Here is a 23,794-nt window from a genome sequence, read left to right on the forward strand (position 1 = left end):
TCGCCCGGGCTACAAACCGGCGAAGCGAACAACGCCGGGTTACGATGAACTAACCGCCGAGATAGGCGCTGCGCACCGCCTCGTTGGCTAACAGCGCATCGCCGGTATCCTCAAGCACCACGTGACCGTTTTCCAGTACGTAGCCGCGATCGGCCAGCTTCAGCGCCTGGTTGGCGTTCTGCTCAACCAGGAAGATAGTCATCCCCTGTTCACGCAGCTGCTCGATGGTGTCGAAAATCTGCTGAATGATAATCGGCGCCAGCCCTAATGAAGGCTCATCAAGCAGCAGCAGGCGCGGCTGGCTCATCAGAGCGCGACCGATCGCCAGCATCTGCTGCTCGCCGCCGGACATGGTGCCGGCGCGCTGAATACGGCGTTCATGCAGACGCGGGAACAACTCATACACCCATTTGATGCGGGTATGAAACTGGTCGCGGTCGGCAAAAAAACCGCCCATCGCCAGGTTCTCTTCCACCGTCATGCGCGAAAAGACGCGTCGCCCTTCCGGCACGATCGCCACCGCTTCACGCATGATTTTCGCCGTCTGCCAGTCGGTAATATCCTTACCGTCAAAGACAATGCGCCCGCTGGAGGCCCGAGGATCGCCGCACAGCGTACCGAGCAGGGTAGTTTTCCCCGCGCCGTTAGCGCCGATAAGCGTGACGATCTCACCCTGTTTGATATGCAGGCTGACGTTGTGCAGCGCCTGAATCTTGCCGTAGTGGGCGCTGACATTGTCAAAAGTTAACATCGCTTTTTCCATCTTATGCGTCACCACCATTATGCTTCACCTAAATAGGCGCGGATCACGTCCGGGTTATTACGAATCTCTTCCGGCGTCCCGTTGGCCAGCGGCGTCCCCTGGTTCACGACGTAGATGCGATCGGAAATGCCCATCACCAGCTTCATATCATGTTCGATAAGCAGGATGGTGGTGTTGTGATGGCTACGCAGCTCGGCGATAAGCTCATCCAGCTCTTTGGTCTCTTTCGGGTTAAGCCCCGCCGCCGGTTCATCAAGCATCAGGATCTCCGGCTGCGTCACCATACAGCGGGCGATCTCCAGCCGGCGCTGGTCGCCGTAGGCCAGGTTACTGGCCTGGCGGTTGGCGTGCTCCAGCAGGCCGATACGCTCAAGCCAGGTGGCGGCCCGATCCAGCGCTTCGCTCTGCGCGCGACGGAAGGCCGGCGTTTTCAGCAGGCCGGAGAAGACGCCGGTTTTCAGCTGTTGATGCTGCGCCACCAGTAGGTTTTCAATCACCGTCATTTCGCGGAACAGACGCACGTGCTGGAAGGTTCGCACCACCCCCATTCGCGCAATCTGCTGGCCCGGCAGCCCTTCCAGGTGCTGGTCGCGCAGCATAATGGTGCCGCCGGTAGGTTTATAGAAACCGGTCAGGCAGTTAAAAACGGTGGTCTTACCCGCGCCGTTCGGGCCGATTAAGGAAACGATTTCCTGCGGACGTAGCTCAAGGGAGACGTTATTGACCGCCAGCAGGCCGCCAAAACGCATCATCAGGCCGTTCACGGATAATATTGGCTGACTCATGCCTGCTCTCCTTTCGCCTGACCGTTTTTCAGCTTCAGCTGCGGGCGCGTCATCGGCAGCAGCCCCTGCGGACGCCAGATCATCATCAGCACCATCAACCCACCGAGCATTAACATACTGTATTCGTTGAAATCACGCATCAGCTCGCGCGATACCACCAGCAGAATAGCCGCCAGGATCACCGCAAACTGCGAGCCCATCCCACCCAGCACCACGATCGCCAGCACAAAGGCCGACTCGGCGAAGGTAAAGGACTCCGGGCTCACGAAGCCCTGGCGCGCGGCGAACAGCGTGCCGGCGAAGCCGGCAAACGCGGCGCTGATAGTAAAGGCGGTCAGCTTGATGCGCGTCGGGCTCAGGCCCAGCGAACGGCAGGCGATTTCATCTTCACGCAGCGCTTCCCATGCCCGCCCGAGCGGCATCCGCAGCAGACGGTTAATAACGAACAGGCTGAGCACCACCAGCAGCAACGCTACCAGATAGAGGAAAATCACCCTATCGCTGGGATCGTACTTCAGACCGAAGAAGTTGCTGAAGGTATCCCAGCCGCCTTCACGGGCGGTACGGCTAAATTCAAGACCAAAGAAAGTCGGTTTCGGGATCTGGCTGATACCGTTCGGCCCGCCGGTGATCTCGGTATTGTTGAGCAGCAGAATGCGCACGATCTCGCCGAAGCCTAAGGTCACAATCGCCAGGTAGTCGCCGCGCAGACGCAGCACCGGGAAGCCAAGCAGGAAGCCGGCCGCCGCGGAGACCAGGCCGGCCAGCGGCAGACAGGTCCAGAAACCGAGACCGTAATAGTGGTTAAGCAGCGCAAAGGTATAGGCGCCGATGGCGTAAAACCCGCCGTAGCCCAATACCAGCAGACCGGAAAGCCCAACCACCACGTTCAACCCGAGACCAAGGATGATATAAATCATCGTCAGAGTCGCAATATCCACCGTGCCGCGCGACACCATAAACGGCCAGGCCACGGCAATCACCAGCAGGGCTATCAGGAACAGCTTCTGCTTGACCGTCGACCCGTCAATCGCCGGCATAATAAATTTCGGCCCGGAGACGTTCTTAACCGCTTTCTGGAACAGCGGGCGCAGCAGCTGGAAGAAAAAGACCACCGCAGTGCCGATGAAGATCCACTGCCAACGAATATCGGCGGCGGTGTCGACCACCAGTTTGGTGCCATTCAGCTCCAGCTGAACGCCCATAAAGACGCCCGCCAGAACAAAGAACATCGCGGCGGAAAGCAGCGCCATCGCAATTTGCATCGGTTTCATACTTTTTCTACCTCCGGGCGGCCCAGAATGCCGGTCGGCATCACTAACAGCACCAGAATCAGCAGCGCGAAGGAGACGACGTCTTTATATTCGGTGCTGAGATAGGCAGAAGAGAGCGCCTCGGCGATACCCAGAATCAGGCCGCCGATCATCGCGCCAGGGATACTACCGATACCGCCGAGCACAGCCGCGGTAAAGGCCTTCATCCCGGCCATAAAGCCGATGTAGGGGTTAATAACGCCGTAGAACTGCCCCAGCAGGACGCCAGCGACCGCCGCCATCGCCGCGCCAATGACGAAGGTCAGCGCAATAACGCGGTCGGTATTGATACCCAGCAGGCTCGCCATTTTCAGATCTTCCGCACAGGCGCGACAGGCGCGGCCCATTCGCGAATAGCGAATAAACAGCGTCAGCGCCAGCATGGCGATAAAGGTAACGACCCAGATGACCAGCTGCATGGTAGTGATAGTGGCGGAGAAATTATCGCTGTGGCCGACAATCCACTGGCCATTAAAGAGACTCGGCAGCGCGACATCGCGCGAGCCTTCGGTCAGGCTGACAAAGTTCTGCAGGAATATCGACATCCCGATGGCGGAAATCAGCGCGATCAGGCGCTTGGAGCTGCGTACCGGACGATAGGCCACGCGTTCGATACTCCAGCCGTAGGCGCTGGCGATAATGATAGCGCCAACAAAGCCTGCGGCGACCAGCAGCCAGCCGGTATCGATCCCCAGCATCATCAGGGCGGCGATAATCATGAACGAGACGTAGCTGCCGATCATGTAGACCTCGCCGTGGGCGAAGTTAATCATGCCGATAATGCCGTACACCATCGTATAGCCGATGGCGATCAGCGCATAGGTACTGCCCAGCGTGACGCCGTTAAACATCTGCTGCAGAAAATAGAGAAACTGCTCGGACATAAGGTAACCTTTTTCATGCCGCCCGCGCGGTGCGGGCGGCGGGATAACGCGTCTTACTTAGCGACGGTGGATGAACCATCCGCGTGCCACTGGAAGACACCAAATTCAAATCCCTTCAGATCGCCTTTTTCATCCCATTTCAGCGGCCCAATCACGGTCTTCGCGCCGTGAGCTTTCAAATCTTTAATTAAATCCAGCGGCTGCTGGCTGCCGGTTCTGTCCATCGCCTGCGCCAGCGACTGAACGGCGGCATAGGTGATCCAGACGTACGGGCCGCTCGGATCTTTTTTATCCGCTTTCAGCGCATCAACAATAGCGCTGTTGGCCGGATCCTGGTCATAGCGTTTTGGCATCGTCACCAGCATACCTTCCGCCGCCGCGCCGGCGATGTTGGACAGCGAGGCGTTACCGACGCCTTCCGGCCCCATAAACTGCGTTTTCAGGCCGACGGAGCGCGCCTGGCGCAGCATCTGCCCCATTTCCGGGTAGTAGCCGCCGTAGTAGACGAAGTCGATGTTCTCTTTCTTCAGGCGCGCCAGCAGCGCGGAGAAGTCTTTCTCACCGGCGGTGATGCCATCAAAGAAGACGATATTGGCGCCGGCTTTCTTCAGGTTGTCCTGCACGGAACGCGCCAGCCCTTCGCCGTACTGCTGCTTGTCATGAATAATCGCAATACGCTGCGGCTTCACGTGTTCGAGGATATATTTCGCGGCGGTCGGCCCCTGGGAAGAGTCAAGCCCGGCGGTACGCATGATGTACTGGTAGCCACGCTGGGTCAGCTCAGGGTTGGTCGCCCCGGGGGAGATCATCAGGATACCTTCGTCTTCATAGATATCCGAAGCCGGCTGGGTAGAAGAGGAACACAGGTGACCAATAACGTACTGAATGCCGTCATTGACGATTTTGTTAGCGACCGCGACCGCCTGTTTCGGGTCGCAGGCGTCGTCATACTCAACGCCAACCAGTTTGTCGCCTTTAATGCCGCCGCTGGCGTTAATGTCTTTAATCGCCTGGCGCGCGCCGTTGAATTCCATATCGCCCCACTGGGCAACCGGGCCAGACATCGCGCCGACGACGGCGACTTTAATATCCTTTGCCATCGCCGCGTGGGAAATCGCTAATGCAACGACTCCCGCGACGATCGTTTTCGCGTTCCTTTTCATGCTTCAGAACCCCGTTCGTGATGTGGTGTAAATGTTTTGTATTTTTATGGTTAAAAAGCATTCTGTGCTTTTATTAAACAACGCCATTTTTACCATGAAGTTTAATGGTTTAGCGCGGTTTTTTACCTGAATTATGATTAAAATCTCTATTTTTCAGGTGATTAAGAAAAGATAATATTCTGGTTTTAGGCGAAGATAAACAAAAAAAAGTCCAGTTTGCAGCATAAAATAACGGCATATAAGGCGGAATAAAACGCTACATATCAGGTTAAAATTCTGCTTATTTTTCGATCCATGATGTATTGCGCTACCCCCGCGCAACCAGGAAAACGAATCCCCTGATGAATGAGTTGAAAACAGCGCCCCGCCGAACGAGAAATTTGAGTACACTGGCGCATCTGTTTTGACTGGAATTGCCGCGTATGAAGCTCACCATTATCCGTTTACAGCACTTCAGCGATCAGGATCGCATTGATTTAGGCAAAATCTGGCCGTCGCAGGACCCTGCGGCGATGACGCTGGATGAAAACCATCGTATTTACGCCGCCCGCTTTAACGAACGCCTGCTCGGCGCCGTACGCGTTACCCTGCGCGGCGTTGAAGGCGAGCTCAGCGATCTGTGCGTGCGTGAAGTCACCCGCCGCCGCGGCGTTGGGCAATATTTAGTGGAAGAGACGTTAAGCGATAACCCGAATATCAATAGCTGGCGCGTTGCCGATAGCGGGGTGGAAGACCGCGGCGTGATGGCGGCATTTATGCAGGCGCTCGGTTTCAGCGCCCAGCAGAATGGTTGGGAAAAGCATTAGGCATTAGGCCGTAGCCCTAATAAACGCAGCGTGACCAAGGAAGAACCCGGCGGCGCTTCGCTTAGCCGGGCTACCTGCAAATTGTAGCCCCGGTAAGCGCAGCGCAACCGGGGTCAGACAACGCATCTGCGGCGTGAAAGGCTCCGCAGACAACGCATCCGCAGCGTGAAAGGCTCCCCCACATTTAACCCAGCATTTCGCGTTGCAGCAAGGCGTCAAGACCCGAAATCCCCGGGAGCTTACATCAGTAAGTGACCGGGGTTGAGGGCCGCAGACAACGCATCTGCGGCGTGAAAGGCGCCGGTTAAATTATTTGGCGTCGGTCGCTGTACCGTTCGCATGCCAGGTAAACACGCCAAACTCGAACCCTTTCAGGTCGCCTTTCTCATCCCACGACAGCGGCCCCATAACGGTATCCACCTTCGCCCCTTTCAGGTATTTCGCGATTTCCGCCGGATCCTCGGACTGATTTAATCCCGCCTGCAGCGACTGCAGCGCCGCATAGGTGGTCCACACGAAGGCGCCGCTCGGATCCTGTTTCTTCGCTTTGATGGCATCCACAATCGGTTTGTTCGCCGGAACCTGATCGTAGTTCTTCGGTTTGGTGACCAGCAGGCCTTCTGCCGACTCGCCGGCGATGTTAGACAGGGAAACGTTAGCCACGCCTTCCGGACCCATAAACTGGGTTTTCAGGCCGGCAGCCCGCGCCTGGCGCAGGATCTGCCCCATTTCCGGGTGATAACCGCCGTAGTAGACGAAGTCGATATTTTCTTTCTTAAGGCGCGCCACCAGGGTAGAGAAATCTTTCTCACCGGCGGTGATTCCGTCAAAGAACACCACGTTGGCGCCGCCTTTCTTCAGGTTTTCCTGAACCGAGCGCGCCAGCCCTTCGCCATATTGCTGTTTGTCATGAACGACGGCAATGCGCTGCGGCTTCACCGTGCCGAGAATATATTTCGCCGCCGTCGGCCCCTGATCGGAATCGAGACCGGTGGTGCGCAGAATCAGCTTATAGCCGCGCGCCGTCAGTTCCGGCGCGGTTGCCGCCGGGGTAATCATCAGGATGCCTTCATCTTCATAAATGTCAGACGCCGGCTGAGTGGATGAGGAACACAGGTGACCGATAACGTATTTAATGCCGTCATTCACCACTTTGTTCGCAACAGCCACCGCTTGTTTCGGGTCGCAGGCATCGTCATATTTTACGATCTGCAATTTATTGCCTTTGATACCGCCCTTGGCGTTGATATCCGCTACCGCCTGCTCCGCGCCGGTAAATTCCTGGTCGCCATACTGGGCAACCGGGCCGGACATCGCTCCCACGACGGCAATTTTAATGTCTTCCGCCAGCGCGGAACCGCTCATAATTAAAGCAATACATCCTGCCAGTAACGCTTTACCCTTCATATTCATCCTGAGGCTCCCCATTATTATGGTTTTTGCATTTGTTGTGATGTTTTTTGTTAGCGCATTATTCTGATTTTTAGTCCATACCAAGAATAGTATGGCTGTATTTGGGTCTGCCGCCTGCGCTTTTGCAGCACACTATGCCAAAACATACCCCATTTTTCAGAATTTGAAACAACAATTTGCAGGAGATGTAAAAGTTATGTGACTGAAGTAAAACGTCGCGGCAATTCGCGCCGGGAGAGAAAACGGGTATGACGGGGATATAAACAAAAAGCCCCCGCTGAAACAGCAGAGGCTCAATTCACTACGGCGCTGAAAGACGAAGATTAGGCTTCGATAGCGGCGCGCAGTTTTTTCATCGCGTTCTTTTCCAGCTGACGAACACGTTCAGCCGAGACGCCATAACGATCCGCCAGCTCCTGCAGCGTGGACTTGTTGTCCTCGTCCAGCCAGCGAGCGCGGATGATGTCCTGGCTACGCTCGTCCAGGCCCTGCATCGCGTCAGTCAGTTTATTAGCAGCCTGCTCTTCCCAGTTATCGTCTTCGATGCCGTCGGCAAAGTTAGACGTTTTGTCCTGCAGATAGAGCACCGGCGCCATCGGCTGGCTGTCGGATTCGTCATCGGACGACATATCAAAGGTCATGTCCTGCGCTGCCATACGTGATTCCATCTCACGCACGTCTTTGCTCGACACACCCAGCTCGCGGGCAACCATCTCTACTTCGTCCTGGTTAAACCAGCCCAGACGCTGCTTGGTTTTACGCAGGTTGAAGAACAGCTTACGCTGCGCTTTGGTGGTTGCGACTTTAACGATACGCCAGTTACGCAGCACGTATTCGTGGATTTCCGCTTTAATCCAGTGCACGGCGAAGGAAACCAGTCGCACACCCACTTCCGGGTTGAAACGACGTACGGCTTTCATCAGACCGATGTTGCCTTCCTGAATCAGGTCCGCCTGCGGCAGGCCATAGCCCGAGTAGTTACGAGCAATATGAACAACAAAGCGCAGGTGAGACAGAATCAGCTTTTTCGCTGCTTCCAGATCGCCCTGGTAATGCAGCTTTTCAGCAAGCTCCCGCTCTTCATCAGCCGATAACATCGGCCAAGTGTTAGCGGCCCGGATGTACGATTCCAGGTTACCAACGGGGGCTAAAGCTAAAGTTTGCATTTCTTTGGTCATTCAAATCCTCTCAATCGATAGTGTCTGCCATGATCTTGTCCCCATCAGGCAACAAACATGCCAGCATTTATGAGCAACGAGAATATCACCCACAGTAGTATCAGACAGTGATTTTATCCACAAGTTCCATGCAACGTTGTGAGTAAATTACGCACAAAATGTGACATGGAGATGAAAGATTAGGGAAGAGGCGAACAGGGACTCTTTCCCTGCAGAGAGATATTCAGTGCAGGGAAAGATTATACCAGAAAATTTTTAGTCGGGGGTAAAGTGACGTAAATGTTGCACCGTCGCCAGCCAGGCTGCGACCCAGCCAATCATCGAGCAGACGATTAGCATCAGCAAACACTCATCGAAGCCTAAGCCGCTGAGTTCGAATTTGGTGCCGAACACTTTCGCCACTTCGGTCACCGCCGAGGAGAGGCGCATCACCAGAATCTCCGACAGGATCAGCGACAAAAACGCCCCGGCGAAACCCAGCAGCGCGCCGCCGTAGAGGAACGGACGCAGGATGAAACCGTCGGTAGCGCCGATCAGCTTCTGGACGTTAATGGTATCGCGACGGGCGAAGATGCTCAGGCGCACGCTGTTGCCAATCACCAGGAACACCGCGGCAATCATCAGCACGCCGATCATCGCCGACACCCGGCCAACCAGACCGGTCAGCGACGCCAGGCGCGCAAACCAGCTATCGTCCATACGCACTTCGTCGACCCCCTGAATACGGGAGACGCGATCGCGCAGGGTGTTAAGCGAATCGGTATTCTGGAAATCGAGCTTCGGCACCACAATCGCTACCGCCGGCAGCGGGTTCTCTTCCAGCATATCCAGCGCGCCGCCGAACCCGGACCAGTTGCGGAACTCGCCCAGCGCCTCATCGCGCGACAGATAATTTACCTTCTCAACGCCCTGCTCCGCCTGCAGCTGGCCAACCACCCGCGCCGCCGCATCGTCATCCAGCGTTTTTTCCAGGTAGACGGTGATCTGCGGTGACGGATAATACTGCGACGCCGCGCTATTGACGTTTTTGTAGACCATATAGCAGACGCTCGGCAGCGTCAGCGAAATGGCGATTACCATGATGGTGAGGAAGGTCGCCAGCGGCGTGCTTTTTAAATCCTGTAACGCGCCGTGCCAGGCGTAGCGCACCTGCTCGTTAAAGACGTTACTCTTCCGCGATGCCGGGTTCGGCGCCGCTTTTGGCCGTTTTGGCGCATTGCGTCCGCCGTTGCCGCCGCCCGTGGCGTTACGGAGACGATCGAACTTGCTGCCGAACTGGCGAATCTGGTTCACTGCGTCGCGCTTATTCACCCCGATGGCCTCCATGCATATGACCGTCGCTCAGCGTCAGGACGCGGTACGGACGGCTGGAAATAAGCCCCAGGTCGTGCGTCGCCATCAGTACCGTTACACCTACGCGGTTAAACTCTTCAAACAGACGTAAAATCCCTTCCGAGAGCGCCTCATCGAGGTTACCGGTCGGTTCATCCGCCAGCAGCACCGCCGGCTTGTTGACCACCGCGCGGGCAATGCCCACGCGCTGTTGCTCACCGCCGGAGAGTTGGATGGGGAAATTTTTCGCTTTGTCCAGCAGCCCGACTTTATCCAGCGCTGCGGATACGCGACGGCGAATATCATCGCCGCTGGCGCCGGCGATAATCAGCGGGATCGCCACATTATCGAACACGGTGCGATCCATCAGCAGGTGGTGGTCCTGGAAAATCATGCCGATTTGGCGGCGCAGGAACGGCACCTCGCGGCTCTTCAGGCGGCTGATATCATGGCCGCTGAACAGAATTTTCCCGGCGCTCGGCCGTTCGATACCACAGATAAGCTTCAGCAAGGTACTTTTCCCCGCGCCGGAATGGCCGGTCAGGAACGCCATCTCGCCCTGCTGCAGGTGGAACGTCACCCCCTGCAGCGCTTGTCTCCCACCGAGATAGGCTTTGCTGACTTGTTCAAAGCGAATCATTCTTAATCCTCTCGGGCAAAAAGTGCCTCAATAAAGTCGCCCGCATTAAACGGACGCAGATCTTCAATACGTTCGCCGACGCCAATATAGCGAATCGGAATACTGAACTGGTCAGCCACTGAGAAGATAACCCCGCCCTTCGCGGTTCCGTCAAGCTTAGTCAACGTAATGCCGGTCAGCCCCACCGCTTCGTGGAACAGTTTGGCCTGGCTTATCGCGTTCTGCCCGGTGCTGGCGTCGATGGTCAGCATGACTTCATGCGGCGCGTCGACATCCAGTTTCTTCATTACGCGGACAATCTTCTTCAGTTCTTCCATCAGGTGCGATTTATTCTGCAGACGACCCGCGGTATCGGCAATCAGCACATCAATATTGCGCGCTTTCGCCGCCTGAATGGCGTCAAAAATAACCGAGGCTGAATCAGCGCCGGTATGCTGAGCAATCACCGGGATCTCGTTACGCTGGCCCCAGACCTGCAGCTGTTCCACCGCCGCCGCGCGGAAGGTATCCCCCGCCGCCAGCATCACTGATTTACCCTGCTGCTCGAACTGACGCGCCAGCTTACCGATGGTGGTGGTTTTACCCACGCCATTAACGCCGACCATCAGAATAACAAATGGCGTTTTCCCTTCAACATTCAGCGGTTCCTCAACTTTCGTCAGGATCTCGCTCATCTCTTCTTTCAGCAGACCGTATAACGCCTCGGCGTCGCGCAGCTGCTTACGGCTGGCCCCCTCGGTAAGATTGGTAATAATCTTACGCGTGGTTTCCACCCCAACGTCGGCAATCAGCAGCTGTTCTTCCAGCTCTTCAAACAGATCGTCGTCGATTTTTTTACCGCGGAACAGGCTGATAAATCCGGAACCCAGATTCTGTTTGGTTTTCACCAGGCTGCGTTTTAAGCGGGCGAAGAAACCTTCTTTAGTCGGTTTTTCCTGCTCCTGCTGCGGCGCTTCCTGAGTTTCCGCGTCTTCTTCCGCCAGCTCTTCCGGCGCCTCTTCGACGTCTTGCGCCGCCAGCGCCTGCGCTTCAAGCTCTTCATCGCTTAATTCGGCTTCAGACTCTTCCGGGAGGACCTCATCTTCGATGACTTCAGGCTCCGCGACGATAACCTCTTCCGGCGTCTGTTCAGCGACCGCTTCGGCGATAACCGGCTCGGCAATCACCTCTTCAACCAGCGGTTCAGCGACTTTTTCTTCTACCGCAGGAACAACCGGCTCTTCTTCAACTGCGGTCTCTGGGACAGAAATTTCTTCCGCCACTGGCGATTCAGCCACGTTTTCTTGCGAAACGGCTTCGGTCGCCGCCGGATGCGGCAGTTCGCTCTCAACAACCTGTTCGGTAACTTCTACGACCTCGGCGGCAAAGGCCTCCGGGTCTTCTTTTACCGTTTCCGCCGCGGGTACGGTTTCCGCAGGCGTTTCCGCCGCCGGAGTCTGTTCCGCAACCTCTTGTTGTTCTTCTACTTTTTGTTCTGTTTCGCTTTCCTGAGCCTGTTCTTTTTGCCCAAAGCCCAGCCAGGAAAAGAAGCCACGTTTTTTCTCTTTTGCCATTTGCGACCACACTCCTCGCTGTTTATTCATGGCGCAGCTTCGATACAACCGATTCAGAAGCTGAAAAAATGATGAAATTAGTCGGATAGTCTATCACTTAACTTAACTCGCATCACCGCCCCCGGATTAAGGTTTCGTCAATGGTCTTCGATCGTTAGAATAGCAGGCTGGAAGTTGAGACTTGAGCAAAGAGATGAAGAAACCAAATCACGCAGGCAGCGGCCAGATCCGCATTATCGGCGGACAGTGGCGGGGCCGTAAATTACCGGTGCCGGAGAGCCCGGGTCTGCGCCCGACCACCGACCGGGTTCGGGAAACGCTTTTTAACTGGCTGGCGCCGTCGATGGTCGACGCCCACTGCCTTGACTGCTTCGCCGGCAGCGGCGCGCTGGGGCTGGAAGCGCTATCACGCTATGCCGCCAGCACCACGCTACTGGAAATGGAGCGCGGCGTCGCGCAGCAGCTACAAAAAAATCTCGCGACGCTGAAAGCCAGCAACGGCAAGGTGGTCAACACCAACACGCTGGCGTTTCTCAGCCAGCCGGGCACGCCGCACCACATTGTCTTCGTCGATCCCCCCTTCCGCAAAGGGCTGATGGAAGAAACGCTCAGTCTGCTGGAAAAAAACCACTGGCTCGCTGATGAAGCGCTGATTTATGTCGAGAGCGAAGTAGAAAACGGACTACCGCCGGTTCCGGCAAACTGGCAGCTGTATCGCGAAAAAGTCGCCGGACAGGTCGCCTACCGCCTGTATCAACGCGAGGCACAAGGAGAAAACCATGCTGATTAATTTAGGCCGCCTGCTGATGCTATGCGTTTGGGCGTTTTTGCTGTTGAACTTGTTTCAACCTTTCCCAAAACCGCTGAATATCTTCGTTAACGTGGCGCTGATTTTTATGATTCTGATGCATGGCCTGCAGCTGACGCTGTTGAAAGCGACGCAAACGAAAGATGCGCCGCCGCTGAGCCGTTTTGAGCAGATTCGTATTTTCATCTTCGGCGTATTTGAACTGGTGGCCTGGCAGAAAAAGCTGAAGGCCACGCTGAAGAAGAAGTAACGGTTAATCGAGGGCTCAGTTATCGGCAACAAAGTCGACGAATTTAGAGCCCTTATAGCTCAGCATTCCCCGGTCGCCAACGCTCAGCGCGTGGTATTGCGGCGCATCAAGGCGGAACACCACTTCCAGTCCGCCATTTTCCGGGCGGAAGCTCGCTTCATAACGCATCTCGCTTCCGGCTGGCGTCACCGTCTGCTGGCGCGAGCGACGATCGTTAATCACCTTTTCCCGCTTATTGCTGACCACCACCCGCTTCTGCAGCAGCGGCGCGGCGTCGTTATCCATTTTCTCCCGGCGCTGCTGCACGTAGCGAAACGAGGCCGCCACCACAATCACCGCGACCACCAGCACAAAAAATAGCGGAACTTTACTCATTTGCGTACCCATAAGAATTATCAGGAATAAGGATAACGCGCATTGAATAACGTTGTCATCTTCTGGCCCAAACCACTACACTGAGATCCGGTACCGTAAGCGTAATCGCTTATTTAATGATAACAGATACAGGGACTTACTATGCTTTGGTCGTTTATTGCTGTCTGTTTCTCCGCATGGCTGTACGTCGATGCGTCCTATCGTGGGCCAGCCTGGCAGCGCTGGGTCTTTAAACCGGTCACCCTGCTTCTGTTGCTGCTGTTAGCCTGGCAGGCGCCGATGTTCAACGCCATTAGCTACCTGGTGCTGGCGGGCCTGTGCGCTTCGCTGCTCGGCGATGCGTTAACCCTGCTGCCGCGCCAGCGGGTGATGTACGCGGTCGGCGCATTCTTCCTCTCTCATCTGCTGTATACGATCTGGTTCGCCAGCCAGATGACGCTATCGTTCTTCTGGCCGCTGCCGCTGGTCTTGTTGGTGCTCGGCGCGCTGCTGCTGGCGATTATCTGGACGCGTCTGGAAGAGATGCGCATGCCGGTATTAACCTTTATCGGTATGACGCTGGTAATGGTGTGGCTGGCGGGCGAACTGTGGTTCGTGCGGCCGACCGATACCGCGCTCTCCGGATTCCTTGGCGCCGCTTCGCTGCTGTTGGGTAACGCCGTCTGGCTGATTAGCCACTATCGCCGTCGCTTCCGCGCCGATAACGCCATTTCCGCGGCCTTCTACTTTGCCGGGCACTTCCTGATCGTTCGCGCGCTATATCTGTAATTTACTGCTTGACTCTGGAGTCGACTCCAGAGTGTATCCTGCGGGTAATGAGAAAATTATCATTACCCGGAGGGTGCCATGTCGACATCAGAATCTCAGGACAAAAAAGTTCCCCAGTTCTCGTCATTCAAATTTACCCCGGCGACAGAGCCCGCTGAAAGCTGCTGTACCGATCGCGCCTGCGCCGGGGAAACCGCCGCCGCTGAACAGCCGCTCAACGGCGCCCGTTATAGCTGGCAGGTAGACGGCATGGACTGCGCGGCCTGCGCCCGTAAGGTGGAAACCGCAGTGCGCCAAATCGACGGCGTCAGCCAGGTGCAGGTGCTGTTCGCCACCGAGAAGCTGCTGGTCAATGCCGAAAGCGATATCCGTTCGCAGGTCGAAAACGCGGTACGCGCCGCGGGTTATACCCTGCGCGATGCTGACGCGCCGCAGGAAGAGAAACCGCAACGTTCATGGCTGCAGGAAAACCTGGCGTTATTGAGTCTGGTAGTGATGATGGCGCTCAGCTGGGGGCTCGAGCAGTTTAACCACCCGTTCGGCAAGCTGGCGTTTGTCGCCACTACCCTCGTCGGCCTGTGGCCGGTTGCCCGCCAGGCGCTGCGGTTGATTAAAAGCGGCAGCTGGTTTGCCATTGAAACGCTGATGAGCGTTGCCGCTATCGGCGCGTTGTTTATCGGCGCCACCGCCGAAGCGGCAATGGTTCTGCTGCTGTTTCTGATCGGCGAACGGCTTGAAGGCTGGGCCGCCAGCCGCGCGCGCCAGGGCGTGAGCGCCCTGATGGCGCTCAAACCTGATACCGCCGTTCGCCTGCGCAACGGCGAGCGTGAGACCGTCGCCCAACGTGACCTTCGCCCCGGCGATGTGATTGAGGTCGCCGCCGGCGGGCGTCTGCCGGCCGATGGCGAGCTGCTATCGCCGTTTGCCAGTTTTGACGAAAGCGCGCTGACCGGCGAATCGGTACCGGTGGAGCGTAAAGCCGGCGAGCGCGTAGCCGCCGGCGCCACCAGCGTCGATCGCCTGGTACAGTTGACCGTTATCTCCGAACCGGGCGATAGCGCCATTGACCGGATCCTCAAACTGATTGAAGAAGCCGAGGAGCGCCGGGCGCCGATTGAGCGCTTCATCGATCGCTTCAGCCGGATCTACACCCCGGCCATTATGGTGGTCGCCCTGCTGGTTGCCATCGTACCGCCGCTGTTCTTCGCCAGCGCCTGGCTGCCGTGGATCTATAAAGGCTTAACGCTGCTGTTAATCGGCTGCCCTTGCGCGCTGGTCATCTCTACCCCGGCGGCGATTACCTCCGGTCTGGCGGTCGCCGCGCGGCGCGGGGCGCTGATTAAAGGCGGCGCGGCGCTGGAACAATTGGGCCAGGTGCGCCAGGTGGCGTTCGATAAAACCGGTACTCTGACCATCGGCCAACCGCAGGTCACCCGCGTTATCGCCGCCGCCGACGTTGATGAAAACGGCCTGCTGGCGCTGGCGGCAGCGGTTGAACAAGGCTCCAGCCACCCGCTGGCGCAGGCTATCGTCCGCGAAGCGCAGCAGCGTAAGCTGACTATTCCCGTTGCGCACAACCAGCGGGCGCTGGCCGGTTCCGGGATAGAGGCCGAGGTCAACGGCAGCCGCATCTTAATCTGCGCGGCCAGTAAGGCTGCACCTGCTGAGCATGAGGCGCAGATCCAGCAACTGGAGAGCGCCGGACAGACGGTGGTGCTGGTGATGCGCGATGATACGCTGCTCGGCATTCTGGCGCTGCGCGATACCCTGCGCGACGATGCGCGTCAGGCGGTGGATGAGCTGCATCAATTGGGTGTGCAAGGAGTGATTCTTACCGGGGATAACCCGCGCGCTGCGGCGGCTATCGCCAATGAACTGGGTCTGGAGTTCCGCGCCGGATTGCTGCCGGCAGACAAAGTGCAAGCGGTGATGGCGCTTAACGCCAATGCGCCGCTGGCTATGGTCGGCGACGGTATCAACGATGCCCCGGCGATGAAAGCGGCGACCATCGGTATTGCGATGGGCAGCGGCACCGATGTAGCGCTGGAGACCGCCGACGCGGCGCTAACCCATAACCGCCTCACCGGCCTGGCGCAGATGATTTCGCTGGCGCGCGCCACCCATGCCAATATTCGCCAGAATATCGCCATCGCTTTAGGGTTGAAGGGGATTTTCCTCGTCACGACCCTTCTCGGCCTGACCGGGTTGTGGCTGGCGGTGCTGGCGGATACCGGCGCGACGGTGCTGGTAACGGCTAACGCTCTGCGGTTATTGCGTAAAAAGTAATGTTGAATCGATATTCCCTGCTCGCGCTACGCGTAGCAGGGCTACGGTTGCGGACCGTAGGGTAGCCCGGATAAGGCGCAACGCGCCGCCATCCGGGGGTATTCCCTGCTCGCGCTGCGCTTAGCAGGGCTACGGTTCCGGATCGTTGGGTAGCCCGGATAAGGCGCAAGGCGCCGCTATCCGGGGATATTCCCTGCTCGCGCTGCGCTTAGCAGGGCTACGGTTCCAGACCATTGAGTAGCCCGGATAAGGCGCAACACGCCGCCATCCGGGGATATTCCCTGCTCGCGCTACGCTTAGCAGGGCTACGGTTCCAGGCCTTTGGGTAGCCCGGATAAGGCGCAACGCGCCGCCATCCGGGGATATTCCCTGCTTGCGCTGCGCTTAGCAGGGCTACGGTTCCAGACCATTGAGTAGCCCGGATAAGGCGCAACGCGCCGCCATCCGGGGATATTCCCTGCTCGCGCTGCGCTTAGCAGGGCTACGATTCCAGGCCTTTGGGTAGCCCGGATAAGGCGCAACGCGCCGCCATCCGGGGATATTCCCTGCTCGCGCTACACCTGGCAGGGCTACGGTTCCAGACCGTTGGGTAGCCCGGATAAGGCGCAACGCGCCGCCATCCGGGGATATTCCCTGCTCGCGCTGCGCTTAGCAGGGCTACGGTTCCAGGCCTTTGGGTAGCCCGGATAAGGCGCAACGCGCCGCCATCCGGGGGGATTCCCTGCTCGCGCTGCGCTTGAGAGGGCTACGGTTGCGGACCGTAGGGTAGCCCGGATAAGGCGCAAGGCGCCGCTATCCGGGATGGGCTCAGTGGCTTTTACGGATCAGATAACGGTACGGCAGGGCTTCGGTTTCCTGCGCCACCAGTTCATGCTCCATAAAGAGGCAAAAACCGGGGATATCGCGGGTGGTGGCCGGGTCGTCGGCAATAATCAGCAGGGTCTCGCCCACCGGCATGGTGCGTACGGTTTTACGCACCATCATCACCGGTTCCGGGCAGCGGAGCCCCAGGGCGTCCAGCGTATGGTCAGGACTGGAGAAAAGTTCGCTCATTTTTATCTCACTTCAACAAAACGGCCCTAGTTTACCCCCACTTCGCCAGTACGCAAGCCAGGTTAACGTTTGCGCGAAAAACAACCATTGCATTACGCTCGCAACGCAGTATCATGCAGCCGTTTTTAATTGGGTTCCCTCACCCCAACGTTCCGCTCCCGATTCCTTCATTGATATGAAGCATGACGGGCATAAAAAGGTCACAATATGAATCCCTTTACTACCGTACAGCGTAAGAAAGCGCTCGTCTGGCTTTCGCTATTTCATCTGCTGGTGATCACCTCCAGCAACTATCTGGTCCAGCTGCCGATCTCCATTTTTGGTTTTCATACCACCTGGGGCGCGTTCAGTTTTCCCTTTATTTTTCTCGCCACCGATCTGACGGTACGCATTTTTGGCGCCCCGCTGGCGCGACGCATCATCTTCGCGGTGATGATCCCGGCGCTGATTATTTCCTATGGCATTTCGGCGCTGTTTTACATGGGCGAGTGGCAGGGCTTTGCCGCGCTGGGTACCTTTAACCTGTTCGTTGCCCGTATCGCCGCCGCCAGCTTTATGGCCTATGCGCTGGGGCAAATTCTCGACGTCCACGTCTTCAACCGCCTGCGTCAGAATCGCCGCTGGTGGCTGGCACCGACCGCGTCGACCCTGTTTGGCAACGTCAGCGATACCCTGGCTTTCTTCTTCATCGCCTTCTGGCGCAGCCCGGATCCGTTTATGGCCGCCCACTGGGGGGAAATCGCCACCGTCGACTACTGCTTTAAAGTGCTCATCAGCATCGTCTTCTTCCTGCCGATGTACGGCGTGCTGTTGAATATGCTGTTGAAAAGACTGGCGGATAAATCTGATTTGTCGGCATTGCAGCCAGGTTAAAGGTACTCGCTAACGGTTGTGATAAGATAACCGGATGAGCCGTTAATGGCCGTTTATCGAAAGGAAGATGTCAATGCGCAATTTGGTTAAATATGTCGGTATTGGCCTGCTGGTTATGGGGCTTGCGGCCTGTGATAACAGCGATTCAAAAGCGCCGACCGTCGGGGCAGCAGCAGAGAGCAACACCAGCGGCCAGGCGATTAGCCTGCTGGATGGTAAACTGAGCTTCACCCTGCCTGCGGGTATGGCAGATCAGAGCGGTAAGCTCGGTACCCAGGCCAACAATATGCACGTCTATTCCGACGCCACCGGCCAGAAAGCGGTGATCGTGATTGTTGGCGACAGCACTAATGAAGATCTGGCGGTGCTGTCCAAACGTCTGGAAGATCAGCAGCGCAGCCGCGACCCGCAGCTGCAGGTTGTGTCTAACAAATCTATTGAGATTAAAGGCCACACCTTACAGCAACTGGACAGCATCATCTCCGCCAAGGGGCAGACCGCATGGTCTTCCGTGCTGCTCGGTAAGGTCGATGACAAACTGCTGACCCTGCAGGTCACACTGCCAGCGGACAACCAGCAGCAGGCGCAAACCGAAGCGGAAAGCATCGTCAACACGCTGGTCATTAACTAATTTTATTGCCCTGATGCAGCGGCCTCCGGTTCAACGACCGGGGGCCGTTTTTTTAACCGCCAGCCCAGCAGTAGCGCGGCCATCACCAGCCCTGCCGCCGCCAGATAAATCGTCGGTATCCCGGTCCACGCCATCAAAAGCCCGGCCAGCGGCCCGGTTATCCCCAACGACAAATCCATAAAGACGGTATAGGTCGCCAGCGCCGAGCCCTGATTGTGCTGCGGTACGGCTTTTACCGCCACCACACCCAGCGCCGGGAAGACCAGCGAGAACCCCGCGCCGGTGAGGAAAGTCCCGACTTTCGCCATCAGCGGCGTCTGTGCAAAGCCCACCAGCAGCAGGCCAATAACCTCCACGCTAAAACAGAGCATCGCCACGTTCAGGCCGCCTAAGCGGTTAATGCCGTTGGGAAAAAACAGCCGCGTGCCGACAAACGCGCAGCTGAACAGCGTTAACGCAAAGGCCGCGCCGTCCCAGCCTTTCGCGTCATAAAACAGGGTAATAAAGGTCGCGATAACCCCGAAGCCGGCAGAAGCCAACGCCAGCGCCATGCCGTAAGGCCAAACCCGGCCCAGCACCGCGCGAAATGACATCGCTTTCCCTTTCGTTGCCTTCACCGCCGATCGCGGCAGCGCGCAAATGATAGCCACCAGAGCGACCGCCATAATGACCATCGCCAGGCCGCTGAGGCCAATGTATGAATAGCACAGCACGCCCAGCGGCGCGCCCATCGCCATCGCGCCGTAGGTCACAATGCCGTTCCACGAAATCACCCGCCCGATATGCAGCGAGCCGACAACGCCTACGCCCCATAGCGTCGACCCCGTGCCGGCGAAGCTCTGGCCAATGCCGAGGATCGCTCGTCCCAGACATAACAGCAGCAGACTCAGCAGCGGCCAACCGCTACTCCAGGCTGCCAGCAGGTAGCTCAAGCCGCTCAGAAAACAGCCGCACAGGCCGAAAACGACAATCTTTTTCGGCCCTAGCAGGTCGGCATAGCGCCCGGCCTGCGGTCGGCTCAGCAGCGTGGCGAAATACTGCAGGCTAATCACCAGCCCGGCCCAGAAGGCGCTAAAACCCATCACATCGTGAACGTAGCCCGGCAAAACCGCCAACGGCAGACCGATAGTGAGATAGCTGGCAAAGTTGAAAATAACGACGGAGACAATCCGCAGATTGAGGCGCAATCCACTGAGCACGGGTTCGGCGACGGGTTCAGGCATCGGGGTCCACCAAATTGATACGACACGCTTCACTATTACCACGGCGTGTACAGAAAAGCAGCCCTTTATCTGCAATATTACCCTGCCAATAATTAAACGGCGATTTGCAATTTAAAAGTCGTAAAATTACGACATAACTTACCGATGATATTCATTGATTAAGCAGAGTTAATTTACTTATACTTCGCCCCGCAGCGTACCTGCACCGTCGTTTTATCCTAAAATCAGCATTCCTATAACATTAGGATATTTATCTGTCACATTTTTAAAGTAAAGCAAATTTAATAAACAACCTGAATAAAAAACACGACATCACGACGACATTATTATTTTTGCCATTGACCTAAGTATTTTCTCAACCAATATATTGATAGGGAGTATTCATGAAAAAGGTTATTCACTGGATTGTTGCCGCCACGGTTGTCGGCGCGCTGGCGGGTTGCGCGCGCACCGCGCCGATCGAACAGGTACAAACTACGGTTAGCGCGGGTCATACTGAAGCTCAGGTCAAAAGCGCTATTCTCCAGGCTGGTGTCCAGCGTGAATGGATTATGTCCGATGCAGGCCCTGGCGTTATCAAAGGACATTTACAAAACCGGGCCCACTCCGCGGATATTAAAATTAACTACTCAGCAACAGGTTATTCTATTAATTACGTGAGTAGCCTTAACCTGATGGCTTCCGGCGGAAAGATTCATAGAAACTATAATCGCTGGGTACATAATCTCGATAAAGATATTCAGGTCGCCCTCGCCGCTAATACGGCGTTGCAGAAGTAAACTCCCCAACGGGCCAGTATTGGCCCGTTCCCCTCACATTGATATAAAAGGTTGTGCCGAACGTGTATCAACAGGACTCTCTTAGCGCGCTGGATGCCATCACGGAAGCGCAACGCATCGCTTTCGCCCCCATGCTCTTTCAAACCGCGTTATGTCTGCGTAACTCAGGTATCCTCGGTTATCTCGATCGGCAAGGTAAACGCGGCGCGACCCTTGAAGCAATTAGCGAAAATTGTGAGGGAAATGAATATGCTGTAGGCGTTTTGTTGGATATGGGATTAAGCGGTCGTATTGTTACCTATAAAGAAGAACGCTATTACCTCGCTAAAGTGGGACATTTCTTACTCCATGATACGATGACCCGTGTAAATATGGATTTTACTCAGGACGTTTGTTATCAGGGATTATTCTTTCTGGAAAATGCGTTACAGGAAGGTAAACCATCTGGTTTAAAAGTTTTTGGTGAGTGGCCAACAATTTACCCGGCATTATCGCAACTTCCGCAAGCGGCGCGTAAAAGCTGGTTTGCTTTCGATCATTACTATTCCGACGGTGCGTTCAGCGCCGCGCTGCCACATGTATTCGCCAGTCGCCCCGCAACCCTGTACGATGTCGGCGGAAATACCGGTAAGTGGGCGCTGCGCTGCTGTGAGTATGATGAAAATATCGCGATTACGTTATTAGATTTGCCACAACAAATTGCGCTGGCCCGCGAAAATATAGAAAATGCGGGCCTTACCCATCGCATTGACTGTCATGCTGTGGATATGCTGAGTGACGCCCCCTTACCAGGAGAGGCGGATATCTGGTGGATGAGCCAGTTCCTTGACTGTTTTTCCCCGGAACAAATTATCACCCTACTCAGTAACGTCGCGCAGGTCATGAAACCCGGCGCGCGCCTGTGTATTCTGGAGCTGTTCTGGGATGCGCAGAAGTTTGAAGCAGCATCATTTAGTCTGAATGCGTCTTCGCTCTACTTTACCTGTATGGCCAACGGCAACAGTCGTTTCTACAGCGTAGAGAAGTTTTATCGCTATCTGGAAATGGCGGGTTTCCGGGTAGAACAACGCCACGATAATTTAGGCGTTGGGCATACCTTGTTGATATGTCAGAAGAATAATTGATTTTTCGCGGACGCGTGTAGATGACATTTGCATTTAACATAGTTGATTGGCAGGCCTTCGCGCCTGGAGTCAGTGGCACCGAGCAGTGGCAACGGTGGTCACAGCATTTGCACGCCATCGATCCAACCGCGGCGCCGGCCAAACTTAGCGAATTACCGATGATGACCGCCCGTCGACTCAGTTCAGGCAGCAGGCTGGCCGTGGAGTGCGGGCTGGCGATGCTGCGCCGCCATGAGATCGACGCCGTTCTCTATACCAGCCGTCACGGCGAACTCGAGCGCAACTATCGCATCCTGCACGCTCTGGCGCTGGAGCAGGCGCTCTCGCCTACCGATTTCGCCCTATCGGTACATAACTCCGCCGTCGGCAATCTGACGATTGCAGCGAAAAAAACCATTGCATCGTCATCGCTTTCCGCTGGACGCGATACTTTCCAACAGGGTTTATATGAAGTGATGGCTCTACTACAGGCGGGCTATCAGCGCGTCTTGATGGTGGATTTCGATGGTTTTCTGCCTGAATTTTATCACTCGCAGCTACCACCGGCGATGCCAACCTGGCCCTACGCGGTGGCGTGGGTCATTGAAGCGGGAAGCCAATGGCGCTGCAAAGCGCAACGTCATGACGCAGTCGAAGAGAGCACGCTGCCGCAAAGCCTGTTGTTTTTACAGTATTATTTGCAGAATGCGCGCGCATTCACGCTGCCCGGCGAACGCGTGCAATGGCAGTGGAGCCGTTCATGAACACTCTTCTGTGTCGCCTTAATCGGCTCTGGCGCGCGGCGATGACCGGTTTTTGTTTCGCGCTGTTTGGCCTTGGCGGGCTGCTGCTCTCTGTTGTTTGGTTCAATCTATTGCTGATTCTGTTGCGCGATAAGGCCCGCCGTCGCCGCATCGCACGGCGCAGTATTTCGCTCAGTTTCCGCTGTTTTCTCAGCGTGGTGAAAGGCGTCGGCGTACTCGATTACCAGATTAAAGGGCGCGATATTTTACGTCAGGAACGCGGTTGCCTGGTGGTCGCCAACCATCCCAGCCTTATCGACTACGTTATGCTGGCCTCGGTGATGCCGGAGACCGACTGCCTGGTGAAAAGCGCGTTGCTGAAAAACCCATTTGTCAGCGGTGTGATCCGCGCGGCGGATTATTTGATTAACGATCGCGCCGATGCCCTGCTCCCGGCCAGCCGGCAGCGCTTACAGCAGGGCGATACCATTTTGATTTTCCCGGAAGGAACCCGAACGGTGCCGGGAGAAAAAATGCAGCTACAGCGCGGCGCGGCCAATATCGCCGTGCGCTGCGGCAGCGACTTGCGCGTCGTCATCATCCGCTGCACCGAGCATATGCTGGGTAAACAGAGCAAATGGTACGACGCGCCGCGAACGAAGCCGTTATTTACCGTCGAAGTCGGAGAACGGCTGCGAATAGACCAGTTTTACGAGGCAAATAAACAAGAACCGGCGCTGGCCGCACGGCAGTTAAACCGGCATATTTTGCTTAAATTAGAATCAGGCACTACACCTGAAACAGGAATTAATGATGCAAGCGCTTTATCTTGAAATTAAGAATCTGATAATCAGTACATTGAACCTGGACGAGTTGTCCGCTGATGATATCGACACCGATGCCGCCCTGTTTGGCGATGGCCTGGGTCTGGACTCCATCGATGCGCTGGAGCTGGGCCTGGCGGTGAAAAATCAGTACGGCGTGGTGCTGTCGGCTGAGAGCGAAGAGATGCGTCAGCACTTCTTCTCCGTCGCCACGCTGGCATCATTTATTCAAGCGCAGCGTGCCTGAG

25 protein-coding genes are annotated in these 23,794 nt (G+C 56.3%); 12 read left to right on the top strand and 13 right to left on the bottom strand.

Features of this window, described 5'->3' with window-relative positions; genetic code table 11:
- Positions 1–49: 49 nt before the first annotated feature.
- The 5 genes from livF to livK are packed head-to-tail and all read right to left on the bottom strand — an operon-like array spanning position 50 to position 4,908.
- Positions 50–763: a high-affinity branched-chain amino acid ABC transporter ATP-binding protein LivF gene (livF, locus tag PGR23_RS11835; protein ID WP_086538103.1), complete on the bottom strand. Its 714-nt coding sequence runs from the start codon at positions 761–763 to the stop codon at positions 50–52.
- Positions 764–780: 17 nt separating this feature from the next.
- Positions 781–1,548 (bottom strand): high-affinity branched-chain amino acid ABC transporter ATP-binding protein LivG, encoded by a 768-nt coding sequence (gene livG / locus PGR23_RS11840; protein WP_015369325.1) that lies wholly within the window; start codon positions 1,546–1,548, stop codon positions 781–783.
- Positions 1,545–2,822 carry a branched chain amino acid ABC transporter permease LivM gene (gene livM / locus PGR23_RS11845; protein ID WP_015369324.1) on the bottom strand — a complete coding sequence of 426 codons (1,278 nt, stop codon included), beginning with the start codon at positions 2,820–2,822 and terminating at the stop codon, positions 1,545–1,547. Before livM ends, livG begins: the two co-directional genes overlap by 4 nt.
- The gene (livH, locus tag PGR23_RS11850) at positions 2,819–3,745 is read right to left on the bottom strand and encodes a high-affinity branched-chain amino acid ABC transporter permease LivH (RefSeq protein WP_047047924.1); all 927 of its coding nucleotides are present in this window, start codon (positions 3,743–3,745) and stop codon (positions 2,819–2,821) included. Before livH ends, livM begins: the two co-directional genes overlap by 4 nt.
- Before the next feature lie 53 nt (positions 3,746–3,798).
- Positions 3,799–4,908, bottom strand: a complete 1,110-nt coding sequence (gene livK / locus PGR23_RS11855; RefSeq protein ID WP_045394819.1) for a high-affinity branched-chain amino acid ABC transporter substrate-binding protein LivK — start codon at positions 4,906–4,908, stop codon at positions 3,799–3,801.
- Positions 4,909–5,330: 422 nt separating this feature from the next.
- On the opposite strand from livK, the gene panM reads away from it, so the two are divergent.
- Entirely contained in the window at positions 5,331–5,714 is a 384-nt protein-coding gene (gene panM, locus PGR23_RS11860) for an aspartate 1-decarboxylase autocleavage activator PanM (protein WP_047047920.1), read from the top strand.
- A gap of 309 nt (positions 5,715–6,023) precedes the next feature.
- Here the strand turns inward: panM and livJ are convergent, their stop codons facing one another.
- The 5 genes from livJ to ftsY form a co-directional block, all read right to left on the bottom strand.
- Positions 6,024–7,127 carry a branched chain amino acid ABC transporter substrate-binding protein LivJ gene (gene livJ / locus PGR23_RS11865; RefSeq protein WP_015369319.1) on the bottom strand — a complete coding sequence of 368 codons (1,104 nt, stop codon included), beginning with the start codon at positions 7,125–7,127 and terminating at the stop codon, positions 6,024–6,026.
- A 323-nt stretch (positions 7,128–7,450) separates the two neighbouring features.
- Positions 7,451–8,305, bottom strand: coding sequence for an RNA polymerase sigma factor RpoH (gene rpoH, locus PGR23_RS11870; RefSeq protein ID WP_002920815.1), 855 nt, complete (start codon positions 8,303–8,305; stop codon positions 7,451–7,453).
- Positions 8,306–8,560: 255 nt separating this feature from the next.
- Positions 8,561–9,616, bottom strand: a complete 1,056-nt coding sequence (ftsX, locus tag PGR23_RS11875) for a permease-like cell division protein FtsX (protein ID WP_015369318.1) — start codon at positions 9,614–9,616, stop codon at positions 8,561–8,563.
- Positions 9,609–10,277 (bottom strand): cell division ATP-binding protein FtsE, encoded by a 669-nt coding sequence (gene ftsE, locus PGR23_RS11880; RefSeq protein ID WP_015369317.1) that lies wholly within the window; start codon positions 10,275–10,277, stop codon positions 9,609–9,611. Before ftsE ends, ftsX begins: the two co-directional genes overlap by 8 nt.
- Positions 10,278–10,279: 2 nt before the next feature.
- Positions 10,280–11,830, bottom strand: a complete 1,551-nt coding sequence (gene ftsY, locus PGR23_RS11885; RefSeq protein ID WP_396279336.1) for a signal recognition particle-docking protein FtsY — start codon at positions 11,828–11,830, stop codon at positions 10,280–10,282.
- 193 nt (positions 11,831–12,023) lie between these two features.
- On the opposite strand from ftsY, the gene rsmD reads away from it, so the two are divergent.
- A complete protein-coding gene (gene rsmD, locus PGR23_RS11890; protein ID WP_396279335.1) occupies positions 12,024–12,620 on the top strand; it encodes a 16S rRNA (guanine(966)-N(2))-methyltransferase in 597 nt (198 codons plus the stop codon).
- The gene (locus PGR23_RS11895) at positions 12,610–12,888 is read left to right on the top strand and encodes a DUF1145 family protein (protein ID WP_015369314.1); all 279 of its coding nucleotides are present in this window, start codon (positions 12,610–12,612) and stop codon (positions 12,886–12,888) included. Before rsmD ends, PGR23_RS11895 begins: the two co-directional genes overlap by 11 nt.
- Positions 12,889–12,903: 15 nt before the next feature.
- Here the strand turns inward: PGR23_RS11895 and PGR23_RS11900 are convergent, their stop codons facing one another.
- Positions 12,904–13,263: a DUF2500 domain-containing protein gene (locus tag PGR23_RS11900; RefSeq protein WP_020077761.1), complete on the bottom strand. Its 360-nt coding sequence runs from the start codon at positions 13,261–13,263 to the stop codon at positions 12,904–12,906.
- Positions 13,264–13,404: 141 nt separating this feature from the next.
- Between PGR23_RS11900 and PGR23_RS11905 the strand changes: the two genes are divergently transcribed.
- Together PGR23_RS11905 and zntA are read left to right on the top strand one after the other, a co-directional pair.
- Complete coding sequence (locus PGR23_RS11905; RefSeq protein ID WP_015369312.1) at positions 13,405–14,031, top strand: lysoplasmalogenase; 627 nt, start codon at positions 13,405–13,407, stop codon at positions 14,029–14,031.
- A 78-nt stretch (positions 14,032–14,109) separates the two neighbouring features.
- Complete coding sequence (gene zntA, locus PGR23_RS11910) at positions 14,110–16,317, top strand: Zn(II)/Cd(II)/Pb(II) translocating P-type ATPase ZntA (RefSeq protein ID WP_396279334.1); 2,208 nt, start codon at positions 14,110–14,112, stop codon at positions 16,315–16,317.
- An 807-nt stretch (positions 16,318–17,124) separates the two neighbouring features.
- On the opposite strand, the gene tusA is transcribed toward zntA, so the two are convergent.
- Positions 17,125–17,370, bottom strand: coding sequence for a sulfurtransferase TusA (gene tusA / locus PGR23_RS11915; protein ID WP_015703711.1), 246 nt, complete (start codon positions 17,368–17,370; stop codon positions 17,125–17,127).
- Positions 17,371–17,577: 207 nt separating this feature from the next.
- Here tusA and PGR23_RS11920 point away from each other — a divergent pair, with 207 nt between their 5' ends.
- Positions 17,578–18,243, top strand: a complete 666-nt coding sequence (locus tag PGR23_RS11920; protein WP_045375765.1) for a 7-cyano-7-deazaguanine/7-aminomethyl-7-deazaguanine transporter — start codon at positions 17,578–17,580, stop codon at positions 18,241–18,243.
- Between the two features lie 73 nt (positions 18,244–18,316).
- Positions 18,317–18,874, top strand: coding sequence for a DcrB family lipoprotein (locus PGR23_RS11925; RefSeq protein WP_045397026.1), 558 nt, complete (start codon positions 18,317–18,319; stop codon positions 18,872–18,874).
- 2 nt (positions 18,875–18,876) lie between these two features.
- On the opposite strand, the gene PGR23_RS11930 is transcribed toward PGR23_RS11925, so the two are convergent.
- Entirely contained in the window at positions 18,877–20,097 is a 1,221-nt protein-coding gene (locus PGR23_RS11930) for an MFS transporter (RefSeq protein WP_396279333.1), read from the bottom strand.
- Between the two features lie 383 nt (positions 20,098–20,480).
- On the opposite strand from PGR23_RS11930, the gene PGR23_RS11935 reads away from it, so the two are divergent.
- The 5 genes from PGR23_RS11935 to PGR23_RS11955 all read left to right on the top strand — a co-directional run bounded on the left by PGR23_RS11935 (position 20,481) and on the right by PGR23_RS11955 (position 23,793).
- Complete coding sequence (locus PGR23_RS11935) at positions 20,481–20,876, top strand: lipoprotein (RefSeq protein ID WP_045397034.1); 396 nt, start codon at positions 20,481–20,483, stop codon at positions 20,874–20,876.
- A gap of 62 nt (positions 20,877–20,938) precedes the next feature.
- Positions 20,939–22,000 carry a methyltransferase gene (locus tag PGR23_RS11940; protein ID WP_045397037.1) on the top strand — a complete coding sequence of 354 codons (1,062 nt, stop codon included), beginning with the start codon at positions 20,939–20,941 and terminating at the stop codon, positions 21,998–22,000.
- Positions 22,001–22,020: 20 nt separating this feature from the next.
- Complete coding sequence (locus tag PGR23_RS11945) at positions 22,021–22,743, top strand: beta-ketoacyl synthase chain length factor (protein WP_396279332.1); 723 nt, start codon at positions 22,021–22,023, stop codon at positions 22,741–22,743.
- Complete coding sequence (locus PGR23_RS11950; RefSeq protein WP_063415704.1) at positions 22,740–23,555, top strand: lysophospholipid acyltransferase family protein; 816 nt, start codon at positions 22,740–22,742, stop codon at positions 23,553–23,555. Before PGR23_RS11945 ends, PGR23_RS11950 begins: the two co-directional genes overlap by 4 nt.
- Entirely contained in the window at positions 23,536–23,793 is a 258-nt protein-coding gene (locus PGR23_RS11955; RefSeq protein ID WP_045397051.1) for a phosphopantetheine-binding protein, read from the top strand. Before PGR23_RS11950 ends, PGR23_RS11955 begins: the two co-directional genes overlap by 20 nt.
- The last annotated feature ends 1 nt before the right edge of the window (position 23,794 follow it).

Origin of the sequence: Klebsiella sp. 141162, from assembly GCF_050600755.1 — a bacterium.
Classification (GTDB): Bacteria; Pseudomonadota; Gammaproteobacteria; order Enterobacterales; family Enterobacteriaceae; genus Klebsiella; species Klebsiella aerogenes.